Annotated in this window: 12 protein-coding genes; 4 read left to right on the top strand and 8 right to left on the bottom strand. The window is 47.3% G+C overall.

Features of this window, described 5'->3' with window-relative positions; translation table 11 throughout:
• Positions 1-30: 30 nt before the first annotated feature.
• From QUA42_RS21290 to QUA42_RS21275, 4 genes are all read right to left on the bottom strand, one after another.
• Positions 31-2,598, bottom strand: coding sequence for a PAS domain S-box protein (locus tag QUA42_RS21290; protein ID WP_333139829.1), 2,568 nt, complete (start codon positions 2,596-2,598; stop codon positions 31-33).
• Positions 2,599-2,962: 364 nt separating this feature from the next.
• Positions 2,963-5,209: a glycoside hydrolase gene (locus tag QUA42_RS21285; protein WP_333139827.1), complete on the bottom strand. Its 2,247-nt coding sequence runs from the start codon at positions 5,207-5,209 to the stop codon at positions 2,963-2,965.
• Positions 5,210-5,388: 179 nt separating this feature from the next.
• Positions 5,389-5,625: a NifU family protein gene (locus QUA42_RS21280; protein WP_006632519.1), complete on the bottom strand. Its 237-nt coding sequence runs from the start codon at positions 5,623-5,625 to the stop codon at positions 5,389-5,391.
• Positions 5,626-5,904: 279 nt separating this feature from the next.
• The gene (locus tag QUA42_RS21275; protein ID WP_333139825.1) at positions 5,905-6,555 is read right to left on the bottom strand and encodes a DUF3386 domain-containing protein; all 651 of its coding nucleotides are present in this window, start codon (positions 6,553-6,555) and stop codon (positions 5,905-5,907) included.
• 320 nt (positions 6,556-6,875) lie between these two features.
• On the opposite strand from QUA42_RS21275, the gene QUA42_RS21270 reads away from it, so the two are divergent.
• Positions 6,876-8,414, top strand: a complete 1,539-nt coding sequence (locus QUA42_RS21270) for a PAS domain S-box protein (RefSeq protein WP_333139823.1) — start codon at positions 6,876-6,878, stop codon at positions 8,412-8,414.
• Positions 8,415-8,724: 310 nt separating this feature from the next.
• Here QUA42_RS21270 and QUA42_RS21265 read toward each other — a convergent pair whose 3' ends face one another.
• The 3 genes from QUA42_RS21265 to QUA42_RS21255 all read right to left on the bottom strand — a co-directional run bounded on the left by QUA42_RS21265 (position 8,725) and on the right by QUA42_RS21255 (position 12,986).
• Positions 8,725-9,534 (bottom strand): GAF domain-containing protein, encoded by an 810-nt coding sequence (locus QUA42_RS21265; protein WP_333139821.1) that lies wholly within the window; start codon positions 9,532-9,534, stop codon positions 8,725-8,727.
• Positions 9,535-10,295: 761 nt separating this feature from the next.
• Positions 10,296-12,194, bottom strand: coding sequence for an ATP-binding protein (locus QUA42_RS21260; RefSeq protein WP_333139819.1), 1,899 nt, complete (start codon positions 12,192-12,194; stop codon positions 10,296-10,298).
• 564 nt (positions 12,195-12,758) lie between these two features.
• Positions 12,759-12,986, bottom strand: a complete 228-nt coding sequence (locus tag QUA42_RS21255; RefSeq protein WP_015176471.1) for a type II toxin-antitoxin system CcdA family antitoxin — start codon at positions 12,984-12,986, stop codon at positions 12,759-12,761.
• A 327-nt stretch (positions 12,987-13,313) separates the two neighbouring features.
• Between QUA42_RS21255 and lepA the strand changes: the two genes are divergently transcribed.
• Positions 13,314-15,128 carry a translation elongation factor 4 gene (lepA, locus tag QUA42_RS21250; RefSeq protein ID WP_006632512.1) on the top strand — a complete coding sequence of 605 codons (1,815 nt, stop codon included), beginning with the start codon at positions 13,314-13,316 and terminating at the stop codon, positions 15,126-15,128.
• A gap of 375 nt (positions 15,129-15,503) precedes the next feature.
• On the opposite strand, the gene QUA42_RS21245 is transcribed toward lepA, so the two are convergent.
• A complete protein-coding gene (locus QUA42_RS21245; RefSeq protein WP_333139817.1) occupies positions 15,504-15,800 on the bottom strand; it encodes a hypothetical protein in 297 nt (98 codons plus the stop codon).
• A gap of 159 nt (positions 15,801-15,959) precedes the next feature.
• Here QUA42_RS21245 and QUA42_RS21240 point away from each other — a divergent pair, with 159 nt between their 5' ends.
• A complete protein-coding gene (locus QUA42_RS21240; protein ID WP_333139815.1) occupies positions 15,960-17,006 on the top strand; it encodes an ATP-binding protein in 1,047 nt (348 codons plus the stop codon).
• Between the two features lie 129 nt (positions 17,007-17,135).
• Positions 17,136-19,895, top strand: coding sequence for an ATP-binding protein (locus QUA42_RS21235; protein WP_333139813.1), 2,760 nt, complete (start codon positions 17,136-17,138; stop codon positions 19,893-19,895).
• The last annotated feature ends 89 nt before the right edge of the window (positions 19,896-19,984 follow it).

The following is a 19,984-nucleotide window of genomic DNA, read 5'->3' as shown; positions in this document are numbered from 1 at the left end:
TCAGTAACTTTGGGTACATCTGGGTAGAAATTAACTTTCCGTTGCAAGCCCCTCCCTGAGAAGTGGCAGACTTAAGAAAAAAGTGCTGCCCTCCCCCAAAACGCTCTCCACCCACATCCGCCCCCCGTGCTGCTGCACGATACTGCGACAAATAGCCAGCCCCAAACCAGTACCTCCTTTCTGGCGAGAATCAGAAGCATCAACTTGTTGAAAGCGTTCAAAGACCATCTCCAGTTTGTCTGGCGGAATACCCCGCCCTTGGTCTTTCACAGCAATCACGATGTACCACGAGCTCGCAACTGGCAAGTGCGGATGCGCGGCGGCAGGCTCAGGAGACAACAAAGACGGAGACGACACCGACTTGTGCGCTGCTTTTTCTGCCAAGTCCGGATTGTGGGTCAACTCCCCGCTCAGCCAAACCGTAGCGCCGGAGGGAGAAAATTTTATTGCATTACTGAGTAAATTTGTCAAGGCTTGAATTAGCCGATCGGGAACAGCTTGCAATTGCGCCCCCACAGGCTTCACCGACAGAGTAACTCCCGCCTGCTGAGCCATTCCCTGCATCTCGTCAGCCGCCTGCAACATCAGCTCAGCCACATTGCAAGTTTGTTTGATGGCAGTGCTGTAACTTGACTCCATCCGCTCTAAATCTAGGATGTCGTTGACCAAGCGCACCAAACGGTCAGTGTTAGTGACAGCAATCTCCAGCATCCGCTTAGCTTTCTGGGGGTAAGCGTCAAGCAGGCCGCTGTTGAGGAGGCCGAGAGCGCCGTGAATTGACGTCATAGGTGTCCGCAGTTCGTGGCTGACAACAGAGATGAATTCATCTTTCATGCGCTCGACGGCAAGCCGCTCCGTGATATCTTTAAAAGTCACCACAGCTCCAATAATTTCGCCTTCTTCTCGCATCGGAGCGACAACGTACTCAACCGGAAAACTGCTGCCGTCTCGCCGCCAAAAAATCTCATCGGTGACGCGCCGCGCCTCTCCGTCTTCCAAGGTGGCTAAAATTTGAGAACTTACCCGGTTCGGCAGCAGTTTGCCCGCCTGCGGTGCGGCGCAGTGTGGGACAAGTTCCGACTCTGAATTGATGTCTGTTGCAGGTGACAGTTGCTTGATCGCCCTTGAGCATTCTTCCTGTGCACGGTGTAAGCTTTCATAGAGTGGTCGATCGATCAATTGCTTCGATTCGCACCCAGCCATTCTCACCGCCGCAGGATTGACAAAAGTTACTTTTCCCTCTTTGTTCAATCCGCAAATTCCTTCTCCTGCCGAGAACAAAATCATTTCTGTTTGGTGGCGGAGTTGTTCAAAGGCTTTTTCGACTCGCTTGCTGTCGCTGATGTCGCGAGAGATTGTCGAAACGCCCGTTACCGCTCCAGTCGCGTCTTTAATTGGAGAAATCGTCAGGGACACATCTATCTGTTGACCGTCTTTCCGCAAGTGTACGGTTTCGTAATGGTCGATGCTGGCTCCGGCCCTAATATTTTCCAATATTTGAGGCATTTCCTTGGGGCGTTCGGGTATGGCTAAAATCTCTATCGACTGGCCCTTGATTTCCGCAGCACAGTAGCCGTAAATCTTCTCGGCTCCTGAGTTCCAGCTCTGAATTGTCCCGGCGAGGGTTTTGCCGACGATGCCGTCGTCGGAAGACTCGACAATCGACGCCAAGCGCACGAGTTCGTCTCTAGTTTGTTTGTGTTCGGTAATGTCGCGACCCAAAATCACTATAGTTTTGCGTCTGCCGTCGGGGTGAAATACGGGTACTTTAATCACGTCGTAGATTTTCACAGTACCGTTTGAGCGGAGAATCACTTCTTCTCCCCTAGAAAGCTCACCTTTTTCCCACGCTTCTCTATCGGTCACCTCGCACGCCTGTAGTGCCTCGCTGTAAAAACTGCTGAGTTCTCCTAGTTGAGAATCTTTGAGGCCGCGGTAGTCTATTTTTTCTAGGTCGAACACTTCCAAAATCGCTTGATTTGCCTCCAGCCACCTGCCCTCGCCATCTTTGAAGCAGACAATATCTGGCATGGCATTGATCAGCGAGTTGAGATAGGAGTTTTCTCGCAGTGCCGTTTCTACCTCCGCCCGCTTGGCGATTTCCTGTTGCAGGTTTTCGTTTGCCTTTTGCAACGAGTCCTTTAACAAACTTTCTGTAAAAGTCTGTTCTTTAATTACTTCCTGAAGTCTGTGGAGTTCTAACGACTGCCACCTGCGGGCCAACAAATTCTCTACCCGCAAATGCAGTTGGGTGAGTTCGACGGGACTTACTATCAAATCGTCTATTCTGGGTTCGAGTTGTTTTGCCTGCTGCGAAAATGGCTGCTCAGCAAGAGCAGGCGTTTGGGATTGACTAATAAGCAAGAACGGTAAAAAAATCGGCTCGGCGGCAGTTTTTAATGATTCTACCAGCGGCCCGATGCGATCAAAATTTGCCTCGTCGAGAATGCACAAGTCGAAAGCGATTTGGGGAATGGGAAAGTCGGAGTTGGGATTTAAAGCGTGATCAAGTACAATCACCTCATGCTCGGTGTTGAGGTGGGCGATCGGCAAATTAAGTTGTTGGTGGCGATCGACCAAGAGTAAAATGCGGCTCATTAGTTTGTTAATTTCCCCATGACTAATGATATGATGTCCGGCCAATTAACCATTATATTATGTTGTGTAGTCAAGAATTAAGTCCTCTTTTATATGAGGAATGAAGCCCTCCCTACCAACAAATTTTATAGCCTTATATCGACCGGACGTGATCGAAATTATCAAGGCATTAGGTAGCCAGAGTAGAATCCCCAATTTAATAAAATTTGATAATTATTTAATTGTTTTTTGGTTCAAAAAATGACTAATGACTAATGACTAATTCAGGGGGCGGGTTTATATTTATTTGGGTTGTCAGTTCTATGAAAGCTGGTGAAACCCGCCCCTACCGACTAATGACTAATGACTGATGACTAATGGCTTTTTACGGCATTCCGATCTGAATAAAAGCATCTTCCGGCATACAGCTAGAATAAGTCGCCCCTTCCGATAAAACCGCAATCAGCCTCACCTGCCAGTCGGGCATAATCTGCAAATCTGCCCAGGGCACTGCTACTTCCAAACATTTATCCACTCCCACTTGGGCGCGGCTAATGCGGGGCTGCCACTCATCGCCATCTTCTGCTTCCTGAAACCAAATCGATTTCGTCAGCAAATTAATCTCTAACTGATGGTGGTATCTATAGTTTAGCGGTGCTTCGTCAGGCAAACCCGACAGCGGAATCAAACTGTTGTGCATGGTGCGATCGGGATAAAACCAGAACAAATTTAACTGCTGCGGGCAATCAATTCCCGGCCGCACCCCTACCTTGAAGTCGGCACGAATGTAAAAATTCAAGTGGTCAACCCCGTACCAAAGCCGCTGAATTGCCGAGCTCCGGTGCATCGTACCCCTTGCTCCCCCAACTTCAATCCGGCCGGCTTTGTCCCAATCCTGTTCGTTGCCGATACCGTCAATCACCGGGTGAATAAAGCTCAGCGGCAGGTGGTCGCCTTGAACCTCGTGCACCTCTACTTGCCGTCGCACTTCCGGGGGTACGGGCTCGCCGAGAGCTTCGTAAATTCCCGCTACGTGTTCCCGAAATAGCTGGTCGAACATGGCATCTTGGTTCGATGTGTGGCCTTCGCCAAACCACCAGAACCAGTCGGAACCTTCGGCAGCGTAAAGCGCTTCCCAAGCTTCTGGGTTGCTTTCTTCTGTGGCCTCTGGATGGTTTGCCAGCATTTGTCTGGCGGGCCCTAATATGTCCCAAGCCCGATTTTTCGCGGGATCGCCGATCCAAGTTGTGAGAGAACCGTCCACCCAGGAACCGGTGTGCAGTTGGGCTGCGGGAATTGTTTCGGTTGCTGGGAATTTGTCGAGAAATTCCGAGACGGTGACTAATTTTATATCTGGATTGTCGCTGAGAGTTTGATAGAGGGATTCTAAGAACGGTTTGCCGTCTTGGGGATAGAATTCCCAGCAATTTTCGCCGTCTAGGGCGATCGTCACTAACCAGGGATTTTCTAAAGCTGTTTGGCCGTCGGGTTGTCGGTTTTTGAGAGTTCTGCCGATCGCTTCTAAGTGTCCCACTAAATCTGATGCTGCTTTTTCCGGTTCCATCGAACCGTAGGTAAACCCGATCAAGTCGGACAATCTGTGGTCTCTAAATACTATAGCTAAATCACCGTCAGGAGTTTCTAACCGGTAAGGGCGATATAAGAATTCTGGTTCGTAGACATTCCCTGTCGCGTCGCGGTTGAAAAAGTGTTTAATTGTCCACCCCAATACTGCTTCGTCCGAGACTATCCATTTAAAGCCTTGTTTGGCAATGTAGGGCAAAATTTCCGGGCTGACTGCTTGTTCCGACGGCCACAAACCGCGCGGTTGGCAATCAAACCGATCTTCATACATTTCCCAGGCTTTTCTCAGGTGTCGGGGAATATCTTCTTCCCACTGAAACCTGTGTTGTGGCAGCGTCATGTTTGGAATGGCTATGCGGCCGCCGTTGGTGTCGGCAAGCAGCGGTAAAATCGGGTGTGTGTAGGGGGTTGTGGAGACTTCCAACTGTCCCTCAGCTTGCATTTTACGGTGCTGGGGAATGATGCGAGCGAGGATTTCTTTTTGTTTTGAGTAGATGTTTTTTCTGTCTACCAAACTAAAATTTTGTCCTTGTTTCAGCCACCCTGCAATATCGGGGTCGTCCCAAAACAGCGGGTCAATCCAAGCTAAATTGTGCCACGCCAGCAAGTCGCTAAAATCCTGCAATTTCCAGTTTGCCAAACACCACTGAATACCTTTTTCCTGCCGCTGAGTGTAGAGTTGAGCGTAGCGGGGGTGTGGCTGAATCAGGGTGTGGTAATTGGCGTCAAAGAAGTGTTCTAAAATGAACTCTTTTTCTTCGATATTTAAAGTTTCTGCTGGCTTTAATGTCACCGCCAAGTAAGGGTCTAATGCTCGGTCTGCGATGCAGTCTTCTATCTGCAAAATCAAGGAGGGAACCAAGTTTACGGTTTGATGCAGGTTGGGATATTTTGCCAGCATTAGCACTAAATCCAAGTAGTCTTTGACTCCATGCAAGCGCACCCAAGGCAGTCGGTACTGAGCTGCTCCTGCGCTAGCTGATACTCTGGATTTGTAGAGCGGTTGGTGTTGGTGCCAAATGAAGGCTACATAAAGGGGGTGAGACATTGAATTTAGTAATTGGTAATTGGTAATTGGTAATTGGTAATTAAATTTGGTAATTGGTAATTAGCAATTAAATTTGGTAATTGGCAACAGTCAACAGTCAACAGTCAACTGGTAATTGGTAACAGTCAACCGTCAACCGTCAACCGTCAACTGCCAACTACCAATTGTCAACTGACTAATTACATTACCTGTTCGACTTCGGCAATTTCTGGGATAGCCTCGCGCAGGCGACGTTCAATGCCCATTCTCAGAGTCATTGTGGAACTCGGGCAAGATCCACAAGCTCCTTGCAGTCTCAGGTGTACCACTGGGCCGTCAATTTCTACGAGTTCGACGTTGCCACCGTCGGATATCAGGTAGGGGCGCATTTCATCGAGAACTGTTTCGACGTTATCTCTGGTTAGTGCTAGTGTCATATTTCGCCTCTGTGATGATTTCTTGCAGTTGATGAAAGTTCGATTTGACTCAAGGACAGCATTCTCAACCCGCGCGGGATTTAAGAAACCGGGTTTTTTGATAAAAGACTTAGGCACTCAGGTGAGCCCGCGGCAGTAAACCCGGTTTCTGTCACGCTGATGCTCGATCCCAATTAGCTCTCTCGTTCGATCGTAGCGTTACTTGCCGCCAAATCAAGTTGATTCTGATACGTTAACCAAAAAAACCCTTTTATTTAAGAAATTGGGTTTTTGATCGCGCTACACTACTGCTGGTTCTAGCAGTTTGACATTGGAGTAGTTGAACTCGGTTGTTGTCAATTGACCTTTTTCTTTGGCTCGAACTACTTGCTTGGTCATGACATAATAGTCGCCTATCTTGTCAAAGGTATCTTCAAATTCGAGTTCTTTGATGAGTTCGTCTGTTTGGGGGTTGCGGAAAACGGCATCGTAGTGAGTGGCCAAAGAACCTTCGGGTGTCTCTAAGCTTTTGTGCGTGTCAATTACGAAAGCCATGCGGCCCATCACCCGGCTAACTTGACAAATTGAGAGACCTCGGATTTTATAATTCGAGCCCATTGAGTCGCCTTGTACCAAGATGTCCACAGCGTCGGTGCTGTCCTTCTCGCCCAGGGTGAAGCTATTTTTGCCGTGAGATTTTTCAAATGTCGAGCGTTTGCGGTGGGTGACAATATCGCGCATTTGGGTGTAGACGCTTTGCTGCACTTCCTCATCTTCAATGCCGCTGACTTCCACGCTCATGTCGGGTTTGATGGAAACATGACCCGTATATACTTCGTCGCCCTGTTTGAGTTCAATATCGGCACTGTAACCGGGAAAATTGGCATCCCAGGTATAGCGGTGTTCGTAAGCAGCGCGAAACAAATCGCGAGCGTTGGCTTGCTCTGTCATAAATCCCTCTTTCTCTTGACACCCATCTAGTTTAGCTTAACCGCGAGAAGCCCCACATTCACTGGATAGGGGAGTTACCCGCACTCCTGGCGAGCACTTCTTGGGGGTGCGGCTGGGCTGGCAATTAGGGCGCAACAAGAATTTACTGTCTCTATCGGTTGCTATGATTTGAAAATAAAGTCACAAAATGCCTGGTTATTGAGAGCGCGATTGGTCGATCGCCAGACACCAGTCTTAATTATGGGTTATGTTGAAAAAACTTGTGTCCGCTTTTTAGGGGTTGCACCCGCAGGCAACTATTAGATTCCCCCCTTAATAAAATGCTAGAAACTGTCTACCAACACTTAGAAACTTTGCAGGAACAAGCTAGGGAATTGCCACAGCCGCAACAGGCAATTTTTACAAAAATATTGGAAGATTTATCAAATTCTCTACAGGAAATGGCAGGCAGCCGCTTGTTTGAAAGCGCAACAAATAACGCGGCAAAGCTGGTTGAAATTGAAAAAAATAATCGCCTATTGGAACGCACTGTAGCCCAGCAAGTAGGGCAAATCAGACAGCTACGGGAGCAATTGGAAAAACAAATCAGCCAGCATCGCAGGGACACTCAAGCATTAACTAAAAGTGAAGCTAAACTGCAAGCTATGCTGCGTAATTCTCCCGATCTAATTAGCATTGTCGGCTCCGACGGGCGAGTTCGATACCACAGCGGAGCCCTACAGCGGCTTTTGGGTTACAACCCAGAAGAAAGAATTGGCAAATTTCACGGCGAGTTAATCCATCCAGACGATTTGCTGGCTTGGCAGACCTATTTTGGTAAGTTGTTAGAATCTCCGGGAATTGGAGGGGCAATCGAATATCGGAAACGCCACGCTGACGGTTCTTGGCTCTACATGGAGTCGATAGGTAATAGTTTGCTTTACGATTCTAGCGTGCAGGGAATTATAATTAATTCGCGGGAAATAGGGGAACGAAAGCAAGCAGAAATCGCAGTCCGAGAGTCGGAACTCCACTACAGAGTTATGTCGCAAATTACTTCGGATTTTGCCTATTCTTTTAAGGGACTGCCCGACGGCAAGTTCGCCTGCGAGTGGGCGACAGAAGCTTTTGAGCGCTGCACCGGTTGCGTTCCTGAAGAATTAGAATCGTTTGGTTGGTGGAACTCCGAACTCGTTCATCCCGACGACAGGGAAATGTTAATTAAACAGTTAGAAGGCTGTACTTTCAGCCGCACTGGAGCCAATGAGTATCGCATTATTAATCAAAAAGGCGAGGTGCGCTGGTTGCAGGACTACTGGCAAGTGGTGTGGGACAAAACTGCTGAACGGGTTGTCCGTTTGTGGGGCGCTTGTCAGGAAATTACCGATCGCAAGCAAGTAGAATTGAAACTGCAACTCGTTAACCAAGTTTTGCAAGCGCAGATAGCATCGGCGCCGCTGGCGATTAACTGTACCAGCAATGACGGCAATACCGTTGTTTGGAACCGCGCCGCCGAACAACTTTTTGGCTGGAGTGCGGCCGAGGTTTTAGGGAAACCTTTACCGAATATTCCTGAAGGCCAAAAGCAAGATTTTTACGCGCTGCTAAAGTCTGCGTCTAATGGCAAACCGCAAAACGGTTTGGAAATATCTTTGTTGAAAAAAGACGGTAGTTCGATCAATGTTTGGCTTTGGGCGGCACGCGTGCGAGATGCGGGCGGCCAGACTGTCGGCAGTATCAACATATTTTCTGATCTTTCAGAACGCAAGCGCATAGAGGAAGAGCGCCAAAAGCTAGCAGCGATGAAAGATATGGAGGAGCCTTTTTGGGCGCGCTATGTCAGCCCTCCAAAAACTCCGAAAAAAAAGGGCGGTGGGTAATTCTATCAACAAGCACAAGTTAAAAGCATTAAAAGTGCGAAAGTGCAATCTTATGCTTGCAATATCCTTTCTGGTCAAATAACCTATTTGATGGGAGTCGTTCGAGCGGACATAATATGATAAATACACCGAGCTACTACGTGTAGTATTTGCTAGGCTGTACTGTGTAAAACTATAATTCCCTAAAAATAATTGATGAATCAGCTACCGAATTTATTGAGGGAATCTATCGATAAAGTGTCAGCTTTTTCCAGGGTAAAATTTGTTGGGACGGTAAATATTAGACTTATTGAATGCGCCACTAAAAACTTTACTGATGCCCCGATTTTTCCTGACTCCTCAAAGTGGCTAACTCTGCGTGAGTTTGGCAAGCTTCACTTAACTCAATGTAATCTAAGATATTGGAAATTACCTGAGAAAGGTGGATAGCCGAACGGTGAGCTTCTTGGATAAAATCTCTCTCCTCTATGGGATCGTCAGCTTGATCGTCTATGGTTAGTTGTAGATAGCCAATGATGTGATTTAGGGGAGTGCGGAGCTCGTGGGACGCCTTCAACAAAAATTGCTTTTTGAGTTGGGATAGTCCTTGTACTCGCTTGGTGCGCTCTTGGTAGAGGGTGGCGAGGGCGATCGCACTTCCTACTTGATCGGCAAGTTCTTGTGCGAATTCGATCTGGCCTTGAGTCCAAGGTCGATCGGTCTTACCCTTCCCCGACGATCGACCTTTGCACTGATGCAAGCTAATTATGCCGTTAGGTTGCTCTTGGTAAGCCGTAGCCACCACTAGCAGCGACTGCGGCCCAAAAGAGTCATTGGCTGCAAAGGAGTCTACTACCACCGGTTCGAGAGTGGCTAGAGCTTGAAGGAAATGAGGTGCTGCTGTCAGCGAAATTTCCATTCCCAGCATGGGTAAAAATGGTTCTTGGCAGTATTCAGCAGCTACTTTGACTTGCAGGCTAGAACTTTCATAGGGACAAAGGATACAGCGGCTGACGCCTAGTGTTTCTCCCAGAGTGTTAACTGTTTGCTGCCAGATGGTATGGAGATCCAAGGTTCGACGAATATTTCTGCCAATTTGGAGTAAAAGTTTTTGCGATTGAGCTGATATTTGCTGATTCATAGCAACCCTTTTTCTACTAGACTGGCAAAAGTTTACCACTCCGACAACAGAGCAGGAAGTTACTGAATTTGTCAGCCTGCCGCTGTCCGACTTATGGATTACGTAATTCTACTTAAATATTGCCACAGGCAGTCAAACATTACTAAGTATTTGCGGTGTCTTTACAAGATCTTTATGATTTTCACATAGAAGGGAGAGCGTTGTATTTTCTTAAAAATCCTTGACAGTAGGGGATTGGAAAGCTGAATCAGTGCTAAAAGTAGCCATTAAGTTATTGTAAAGTTGGCGGTTTGTGGGGGTTTACTCGGAGGTGTGAGCTGCCAGCCGACAGATTAAAGATTAGCTGTTATCCGTATCCCCCTGATTTGATTTATGCCAATTCTGGGTGGGGATCGGAAGTGGCGGGGGTGATGAATATGAGTCCAAAACTCCTAAGGAGGGAGCTCGGCGACGGATAAAAGTCAAAATTGATACGCGGGTGGGCGATCGAACTGTCTTTGTAGGATAATTACAAATTATTGATGGCTTTTATTCACGAAACGGAACTCACGGATACACGAATATAGCAATTTTTAAGTGAGTAAGGTACAGTTGGGTAATTGGTAATTGGTAAGAAAGCTGGCGAGTACCTCACGAAAGTTGAGAATCGCTCTAGCAGTTTTTTTTTCGGCTTCCTGATTCCCTCTTGCTTCTTAAGGTGTGCTGATTCCTAATTCCTTCAACGTCCGGATGACCAATTACTGATGCTCAATTACCGATGATTAATTTTTAAATAGTGGTTCTTGATAAAGCGGCACAGTAAAAGTAACCGTCGAGCCGAGTCCTTCCCCCATACTGTAAAAATTTACTGTACCCCCCATTGCTTCTACCAGTTTTTGAGAAATAGCCAATCCCAAACCGGTGCCACCGTATTGTCTGGTACGAGCGCCGTCTACCTGAAAAAACGACTCAAATAATTTATCCTGCTTGTCGAGAGAAACCCCAATGCCAGTATCAGCAACTCGAATTTTCACCATTCCGGGGAACTGCTGGTTGTGAACAGTCACCTTTTTCTTAATAACCTCGGCACTGATGCGAATTCCCCCTTCCCCGGTAAATTTAATCGCATTGCCCGTGAGGTTCAAGATTACCTGAAGCAGGCGTTGGTAGTTGCCGTACACAATAATCTCGTCCTCCACAGGGGGTTTTTGGATTTGAAATTGCAATCGCTTTTGCTCGACTTGAACCCGTGTAAAATTCTCAACTTGTTGCAACAGTTCACCGAGTTTGACGGGAGCGAGATCTAACTCCATTTTGCCAGCTTCGATTTTAGCGACATCCAAAATATCGTTAATCACATTGAACAAATGTACTGCTGATCGGTAAGCTTCTTCGATAAATTGGTGCGCTTCTTCGGGGTCATCTGCCATGCCGTCCATAAGCAGTTTTAGGAAGCCGAGGATGCCGTTGAGGGGGGTACGGAGTTCGTGAGAAGTATTAGCAAGAAATTGACTTTTAAGTTGGGAAAGAGCTACGGCTTCGGCGCGCGCCTGTTCTAATTCTTGGTAAAGTGTAGCGTGGGCGATCGCACTGCCGACTTGAGCGACTAACTCGCGGGCGAATTCGAGTTCGACAGGACTCCATTTCGGGGAACTGCCGCAGCGGTGCAAACATATCAGTGCATTGGGTTGGTCTTCATAGGAGGTAGCTGCTACGAGCACGGAATGGCGGTGGAAGGGATCGGTGGCGGGGGAGGCGTAATCGACTGCTACTGGTTTTAAGGTGGCTAAAGTTTGAATCCACCCTGGCTGTTCGGCTGCGCGCAGTTCTACTCCCAGCATAGAAGAGTAAGCTTCTTGGCGGTACTCAGCTACTACTTTAAAAGTTTTCGATTGGAGATTTTCGATTTGAGTTGGGGAAAGCGGGGGCGAGGGGTAGCTAGCTATAGACTGTTGTAATTCGGCTGCTGCTGCGGTCGATTTTGGCTGATTTTCGGAGGCAAGGAAGGGGGATGTTTCGACATTTTCGCTGTCTTTTTTGTAGCAACAGATGATGCAGCGACTAGCGTTTAAAACTTGACCCAAGCTGTTAACAGTTTGCTGCCAAATGGTGGCTAAATCGAGGGTTTTGTGCAAGTTTTGAGCGATTTGGGAGATGATTTTACGGTCGATTTCCGAGTAGGGAGGGAGCGATCGACCGGGGATACGGCTCGCTGGAAGCGACATTTGTTGGCGGGCGTCCAAGGGGGATGGCAAAGCTCGATAGAGCATGAATTCTGGGGAGTCGGGCCGTCTGTCTGTGGGTTTGTCAGACAGCAGCCTTCCCATAACTAAGACTTTTGCAGCTTTGCCGTTTGAGTCGATCGCCGGAGTGAGTGTCAAATCGAAGAGAAAATATTGTCCGGCGTGGCCAAATGGATAGCTGAACCGTTGCGGTACGAGGGTTTCGAGCGCCCGCCGCAGGATATCGAGATAAGGCGCAGCGGGGATGGGTTGCAGGGTTTCGCTGAAGGGGCGATCGACAATTTGTTCTGCTGTAAGGTTGTACTGCTCGGCTTTTTGCCAATAAAAAGATAGATATCGACCAGAGGCGTCTTGGGTAAATACTAATTCTGCCCCTAACTCTTGAAAAAAAACTGTAGAGGCGAGGCTCGATCGCCGGAAATCTGTGTTAGAGTCCATCAGAGTAGGGGATGAAAGTAGTTCGGATTTGGGAGTATTGAGTTTTTAATAAAGATCTCAAGACTTCCCATTGTTTGGGGCTTCTACTGTTAATTTGTGAGTTATTAATTAATTAAAAAGTTGTTGTATTTTTAATTAAAACATTAATCGCTCAAAACTCACAATTGGCAAAATTTTTAGGCTGCTACTATTGACTTTGGAGTGATTAATCAACTCATATAATATTAATTATTTAACTCTGAACTAAACTCAAACCTCAAAACTATTCGTTCTCAGCCGTTTTGGGTAATTTAAAGATAAAAATTAAGATTGAGCAATTAGGAATCTGCACCGATTAACTATCAAGTGTGAAAATTACGCCAAAATATGAGGCTGCGAACAACTCTAGTCAGGGAATGGCTCACGCATTTTTTCCCTCACCTGGAATAGTTCCGAGGTTGTGATTTAGCCGAGTTCACTCGCCCACCACCTGTAGCTTTAGCCACGAAATCTGCAGGAGCTCGCCCGCGCGCTCTAAATTTCACAGCCTGCAGATTTGCGCGCGCCGTCTGGGGCGAGAGCACCTCAGTCGTTCCATTCACCACGCGGCGGGACTGGGGGGTTGCGGCGTAAACTCAGAGCCAGCTCGTCTTCGCGGCGCTCGCCTCTGAGCCACTGCTTGATTGCTGTTTCAATGACTTTGCTGGGGTCATTCGTCAAGTGCTTAATTTGGTCGAGGAGTTCAGAATCTATATGGATAGATAGTTCCACTTTTTCTGAGGAACTGTGGGAGGGTATACTTGACTGGCTCATAGTTAAAAAATCCTAGTTTTAATTCTTAAGTTTCAATTCTTTTCATGACAACCGACTGGACTAGATATTTGCAGTCCCGGATTTGCACCCCACCTTTCCTCAACCGCTTAACAGCTTTCTGTACAATGAGACAGAGAAAAGTTTTTTCCTTTTGGGTGTCCGACCGAGCCCGGACACTTGAAGGGTAATAACTGATACTCTTGAGGTTTGTCTCAGTTGTGGTTTCATCTCAATCCCCAGTAAGAGGTTGAAGTAAGCACTCTACTCTTGCTTGTGTAATCATACAACAAAAAGTATCCTTTGCCGATTAGCTCTTCGATAAAAAACATGACTAACGTCCCTGTATCTCGCATTCGTAATTTTTCGATTATTGCTCACATCGACCACGGAAAATCGACCTTGGCAGATCGCCTGTTGCAGGCGACTGGGACTGTGCAGGCACGGGAGATGAAGGAGCAGTTTTTAGACAATATGGATCTCGAACGCGAACGCGGCATTACGATCAAGCTGCAAGCGGCTCGGATGAATTACACTGCCAAGGACGGTCAGGAGTACGTGCTGAATCTGATCGACACTCCCGGACACGTGGACTTTTCTTACGAGGTGTCGCGATCGCTCGCTGCTTGCGAAGGGGCGCTGCTGGTGGTAGACGCATCTCAAGGCGTGGAAGCACAAACCCTAGCAAATGTCTACCTTGCCTTGGGAAACAATTTGGAAATTATTCCTGTTTTAAATAAAATTGACCTGCCGGGGGCAGAACCGGAACGGGTAAAAGGGGAAATTGAAGAAATTATCGGTCTGGACTGTAGCGGGGCGATTGAGGCTTCGGCTAAGGAAGGAATTGGTATAGATGAGATTTTGGAGTCGATCGTCGAATTGGTGCCGCCGCCGCAGGATACTGTTGATAAACCGCTGCGGGCGCTAATTTTTGACAGTTATTACGACCCTTATCGGGGGGTAATTGTGTATTTCCGGGTGATGGACGGAAGCGTCAAAAAGGGCGATCGAGTTTTGTTGATGGTTTCGGGTAAGGAATATGTCATCGATGAATTGGGCATCCTTTCACCGACTCAAGTTCAAGTAGACGAACTGCACGCGGGGGAAGTTGGTTATCTGGGCGCGGCAATTAAAGCAGTAGCTGATGCTCGCGTTGGCGATACGATTACTTTGGTCAAAAAGCCAGCACCGGAGCCTTGGCCGGGTTATACAGAAGCAAAACCAATGGTTTTTTGCGGCTTGTTCCCGATCGATGCTGACCAATTTCCAGATTTGCGGGAAGCTTTAGAAAAACTCGAACTCAACGATGCGGCGCTTTCTTACGAACCGGAAACTTCGAGTGCGATGGGATTTGGTTTTCGCTGCGGTTTCTTGGGTTTGCTGCACATGGAAATTGTGCAAGAAAGACTGGAGAGAGAATACAATTTGGATTTGATTGTTACGGCTCCTTCTGTGGTTTATCAAATCACAACAATTAAAGGGGAAGTGTTAACAATCGACAATCCCAGCCACTTGCCCGATCCTCAGTATCGCGAGAAAATTGAGGAACCTTATGTGCGGGTAGAAATGCTGTCGCCAGAAACTTATGTGGGCGCGCTGATGGAACTATCTCAAAGTCGGCGGGGCATTTTTATGGATATGAAGTATCTGAGTCAAGGCCGAACTACGCTGGTTTATGAGTTGCCTTTGGCGGAGGTGGTGACTGACTTTTTTGACCAGATGAAATCGCGATCGCGCGGTTATGCGAGCATGGAGTATCACCTCATCGGTTATCGCGAAAATCCGTTGGTGAAAATGGACATTTTAATTAATGGCGATCCGGTTGATGCTTTGGCGATGATCGTACACCGGGATAAGGCTTACAATGTGGGTCGCGGGTTGACGGAAAAACTGAAGGAGTTGATTCCTCGCCATCAATTTAAAGTTCCGATTCAAGCAACAATTGGTGCGAAGGTGATTGCTTCGGAGCACATTCCGGCTTTGCGGAAGGATGTGTTGGCGAAGTGTTACGGCGGTGATATTTCGCGGAAGAAGAAGTTGCTGCAAAAGCAGGCGAAGGGTAAGAAGCGGATGAAGTCTGTCGGTACTGTGGATGTGCCGCAGGAGGCTTTTATGGCTGTGCTGAAGCTCGATCGAGATTCGTAATCTGTGTGGCCTTTTGTCAGGAACAGACAAGATGCCTGTTCCACAAAGAGTCATTTTTCTTGTAGTTATTGGCGATTACCTAGAACAGGCAAGATGTCTGTTCCACAAAGAGTTTGTTTTCTTGTGGGATGGGCATCTTGCCCGTCCCTGTGGGGGCCCAGAAACCGGGTTTTTTTCCCGAAAGACGCGTTACACACCGTAAATTCGGTAAAAAACCCGGTTTCTTTCTCGGAGTGCGTTCAGGACTGTTTAAATCCAGATAAATACAAAGAGTTAGGGAAGTTAGATTAAGAGCGATTCCCGACGGGATAACTACGCTTCACGCACTTTTGGACATGAAGGCCGATCGCCCTTTTGCAAATAAACTATCAGAGATTACTCATCATCATCATCATCATCATTATCTTGAACTACCTTACTACTTAAAAGTCCGAAAATCGCACCCACACCCATATTCCAAGTGCTATTGCAAGTCTCAAAAATGCGCTCTCGTTGCGGAGATGGCCGATCTTCCGTACTAATCCAGAAAGACACCCCTCCAGAAAAGAAGGTAATACAGATAACAGTGGCGAAGACGTACTGGAAAGGAGAGGGAGATTGAGGAAAAGTGTTTTTACGAGTCATTTTGGTAGATTTGGGTTTAGCAGGTGTCATATTTGGTTTAGCTTTCATAATTGCTACTTTCTTATTGGATATGTTTTAATCTTAAAGAGTAAAAGCTTGAAAGTCAGCCTGTGTATAGGTTTCAGTGAGTATGAGTTTGGTATGCGTTTAGGATGCGTTTGGTTGGCGAGCGCTTGCTACAATAGTTAAAACGTTCGTAACTTAGCTATGGCAGGGCGATCGCTCAAAGCATCTGACGCAGGAATCGAAAAAGCAGAAATAGCTCTCACCGACAAAGGCTGGAGTCGCCAAAACTTAGCTGATCGTGTTGTGATGGGGGAAGACAAAAGTCAAACGATAGGTATCGATATTCAAACAGTTCATAAATTTTTCACCCAAAAGGGTGTCAAGCCCCAGTATTTTGTTGCAATTTGCAATACTTTAGGATTGGATTGGCAAGAAATTAAAAATCTTAATACAACCACATCGCCCCAAATACCTTTACCAAATGACAATCCAACCGCAGAAGTAGAACAACCAAATATCAACTACAATAATCCATTTTTCCCTCGAAGTGGCAGGATAGACAAACCGCAATTTTTCTTTGGTAGAAAACGGGAAATTAGAACGGTATTTGATCTGCTCAATAGTGGCAGTAGCGTAGCAATCATTGGCGAAAGAGCGATCGGCAAAAGTTCTCTGCTACAAGCCATTTACCGAGAAGCACCAATTCAACTCCGTGAGCCTCGCAAACCCATTTACCTAAACTTAGAAGATGTTTACGATGAAAATGACTTTTACGGTGCTTTGTGCAGATTAACGGGTATCGAGAAAGCAAAGGGCACTGAGTTATCACGGGCTTTAGATTCGCCCCAATTCCGATTCCTGTTGCTTTTAGATGAAGTCGAAAACATGATCTGGGATGGATTTACTAACCAAGTACGCAGCCAATTGCGGGGTTTGGCCTATGGAAGTGACGCACCTTTGCGTCTAGTTGTCGCCGCCTGCACCTCTCTCGATACCCTGTTTCCTGATAGTCAAGATAAAAAATCTCCTTTCCAAGGGATTTGCATTGAGGAAAATCTGAAGCAATGGGATGAAAAAATCTGCCGTGAATTTATTGCTAGTCGCCTCCAGGCTGACTGGTTAACACCTGTTGCTCAGCCCGTGAGTTTTACTCAGGCAGAAATTGCGGGGTTAATTGCTGAAAGTGGCGGCTATCCTCAGAAATTGATGCAGTTGTGCTATCAAACTTATGCCCGTTATATCAACTAGGACTTACACATGGGGGCCCAGAAACCGGGTTTTTTACGAAAATATTTCGTTAGAGAATCGCAGATTCGGTAAAAAACCCGGTTTCTCACCACCCGTGCGTAAGTCCTGTTTATTCATCCCCACCTATTTATGATTCAAAACGATCGCCCCGTTCCTCGGTTAGATTTAGCTCCCAAACTGAAGCGCCCTCTTTCTTTGTGGAATCCTTTAGATTACCTGCGATTGTTATATTGGGTGTTTTTCTTTCCTCAAGCTTTGCGGTGGTATGAGTCTACCTTTGGTGGTGAATCTAATTTCCAAGACGCCAAAACCTGGCGAGAAAAGTGGGAGTGGTTGCGTCAAAATTCTGTCCAGCGTCAGTTAATTCTACAAGCCTTGATGTTAATCATTGTTATCCCCGTAGGCTTGAGTAGATTTTTCGAGGAAATAGGCATTTCTATCTCTTTGTTCGGCGTGGCGTTCGGCGTGGCCTTGGGCGTGGTGTTGGGCGTGGTGTTGGGCGTGGGGTCCGGCCTGGCGTCGGGCGTGGGGTCCTGCGTGGCGTGGGGCGTGGGGTTGGGCGTGCCGTCGGGCATAGCATCGGACGTGGGGTTGGGCATAGCGTCGGGCATAGCGTCGGGCGTGCGGTTGGGTGTGGGGATGGGCGTGATCTCCGGTGTGGGGTTGGGCATGGCCTCCGGCGTGGCGTTCGACGTGGCGTCCGCCGTGGCCTCCGGCGTGGCGTCCGCCGTTGCGTTCGGCGTGTTCTTCGGCGTGTTCTTCGGCGTGCCGTCCGCCTTGGCGTCTGTCGAGGCGTTCGGCGCGGCGCCCGGCGCGGCGTCCGCCTTGGCGTCCGCCTTGGCGTTTTTCGTGGCGTTCGGCGTGACGTTGGGCGTGGCGTCCGCCTTGGCGATCCCACGTCCTGAAAATTGGCTTTTCGCTTTACCGTTTACCTTACTCCAGCGTCAACAGCAAAATAGACAATTTCCCCACACTACCCCACTTCCCCTTCCCTACCTGTCTTTTCAAATAGGTAATTGGCTGAGGCGGGATTGGGAAACAGGATTGCACAACATTAACCAATTACTACGATTTACCCTTCAGTTTATCCCTATTGTTAAAGCTGTAAATCGTGTACTGGCAGAGACACCAAAAGACCAACTCATCTATCGCGTCGCTCAATTATCAGAAGATCCTTATGATTGGGATTTGGTGCGTTTTGCCTCAGCTTCTCTGGGTGAAGTAATGAAGTCACAAGCAGTAAAAGGTTTGTTCTTAAAGCTACCTTATCCACAACAAATTCAAGCTCGTTTTCAAACAGAAATTCGTTTAAATACTCCTACCCGTGCCTCTGCCGCTGGTTTCTGGTATCTCCACGAGCAAAAACCAGATAAAGCTACAGAGGCTTTCGCTGTAGTGCGAGATCTGCTTTATGGAGAGGAGATGTTTACCTTAGCGCAGATTCTCACAGATTTTCACCAAACAGCAGAACTAGCCGAGATTGCTTCCCTGAAGCTGCCTGCTTCCCCCAATCCACCTCTGCTGCGTGAGACTACTTGGGAAGCAATTGCCTCTCTACGGCGGGTAATTGCCGAGGTTCAAGTCGTCCAGAATAGCGTATCTCGTTCTGCCCGTTCCCTTGCCCTCAACCGAGCATTAGGCGAACTTGAAACTATCCTCGATAGTCCAGATATTATACCAAAATGTGAACGAAATTTAATTATTCAAACTGCCCAAAAATGGCAAGAAATATTACTGCAAGTGACCGGGAAAATCGGAGATATTTCCATTACTCAACCAGTCAGTATCCCCTATATAATTGGCGATCCAGTCCAAGGCAATCTATTTGTCGGCCGCGAAGACATCATCAGAGACCTAGAGGAGGTGTGGGTAAAAGGCAATCCGGTTCAATCTGTGGCACTCTACGGTCATCGGCGCATGGGAAAAACTTCGATTTTGTTGAATGCTAGCAACTGCTTAGGCTCAAAAGTACAGGTGGCTTATGTCAATTTGCTGCGGGTAGGAGATTGCTCTCAAGGAGTCGGCGAACTGCTAATATTCATCACCGATGCCATTGCCAAAACCGTCAAGATTCCACCTCCTGCCGATCGCGATTTACTCGATTTACCCTATGTCACTTTTGGACGCTACATCGAACAAGTAATAGCAAATGTAGAAAGTGGATTGATCGTTGCTTTAGACGAGTTTGAAAAAATTGAAGAATTGATAGACGCTGGGAACATCGATCGAGGTTTTATCGGTTTTTTGCGAGGGATGGTGCAAATGAGTTCTAAAGTAGCCTTTGCTTTTGCCGGATTGCACACCTTAGATGAAATGACAGAGGATTATTTCAATCCTTTTTTTGCTAGCATTATCCCCATCCGAGTAGGTTTCCTGAGTCTTGGTGCAACTCGCCAAGTTTTAGCCAATCCCGATGATGATTTTCTCCTCGACTACAAACCAGAAGCCCTCGATCGCATTTACGAACTAACTCACGGCCAACCCTACCTCACGCAATTGGTAGGATTTCTGTTAGTCCGCCTCTACAACGATCGAGTATTTGAAATGGGACGCCCCCGCGATCCAATGTTTACACTAGAAGACGTAGCAACTGTCATCAACGACACAGAATTCTTCACCCGAGGTCGCTACTATTTTACAGGAGTTTGGGGTCAAGCAGCGCAAGGCGCATCGGGACAACAGGAGATTTTAAAAGCCTTAGCACCTCACTTACAAGGAATGAATCTCGACAGGCTGAGTCAAGAAACAGAGATGGATGAGACAAGTTTACTGGAAGCACTAAAAACTCTCGAACGCCACGATGTGGTTCGAGAAGTTGATGGTTGCTACTGTATTACTGTCGAACTATTCCGCCGCTGGGTTCAGATGTCATTGGGAGGGAAGGGATAGTTAGTTATCCCTTTGAGTATTCGGCGCTTGAAACCAATCCTACACAAACACTCGTCCCAGCAGAGGGAGGCTAAGAGACAAGCTATAAA

The organism is Microcoleus sp. Pol11C2, from assembly GCF_036701505.1.
Classification (GTDB): domain Bacteria; phylum Cyanobacteriota; class Cyanobacteriia; order Cyanobacteriales; family Microcoleaceae; genus Microcoleus.
The sequence above is the reverse complement of the archived record's forward strand: the minus strand, read 5'-3'. Positions and strand labels throughout refer to the sequence as shown.

Coding starts and splice junctions, on each gene's coding strand:
- QUA42_RS21290 (WP_333139829.1), bottom strand. CDS start 2,598: ATGAGCCGCATTTTACTCTTGGTCGATCGCCACCAACAACTTAATTTG.
- QUA42_RS21285 (WP_333139827.1), bottom strand. CDS start 5,209: ATGTCTCACCCCCTTTATGTAGCCTTCATTTGGCACCAACACCAACCG.
- QUA42_RS21280 (WP_006632519.1), bottom strand. CDS start 5,625: ATGACACTAGCACTAACCAGAGATAACGTCGAAACAGTTCTCGATGAA.
- QUA42_RS21275 (WP_333139825.1), bottom strand. CDS start 6,555: ATGACAGAGCAAGCCAACGCTCGCGATTTGTTTCGCGCTGCTTACGAA.
- QUA42_RS21270 (WP_333139823.1), top strand. CDS start 6,876: ATGCTAGAAACTGTCTACCAACACTTAGAAACTTTGCAGGAACAAGCT.
- QUA42_RS21265 (WP_333139821.1), bottom strand. CDS start 9,534: ATGAATCAGCAAATATCAGCTCAATCGCAAAAACTTTTACTCCAAATT.
- QUA42_RS21260 (WP_333139819.1), bottom strand. CDS start 12,194: ATGGACTCTAACACAGATTTCCGGCGATCGAGCCTCGCCTCTACAGTT.
- QUA42_RS21255 (WP_015176471.1), bottom strand. CDS start 12,986: ATGAGCCAGTCAAGTATACCCTCCCACAGTTCCTCAGAAAAAGTGGAA.
- lepA (WP_006632512.1), top strand. CDS start 13,314: ATGACTAACGTCCCTGTATCTCGCATTCGTAATTTTTCGATTATTGCT.
- QUA42_RS21245 (WP_333139817.1), bottom strand. CDS start 15,800: ATGAAAGCTAAACCAAATATGACACCTGCTAAACCCAAATCTACCAAA.
- QUA42_RS21240 (WP_333139815.1), top strand. CDS start 15,960: ATGGCAGGGCGATCGCTCAAAGCATCTGACGCAGGAATCGAAAAAGCA.
- QUA42_RS21235 (WP_333139813.1), top strand. CDS start 17,136: ATGATTCAAAACGATCGCCCCGTTCCTCGGTTAGATTTAGCTCCCAAA.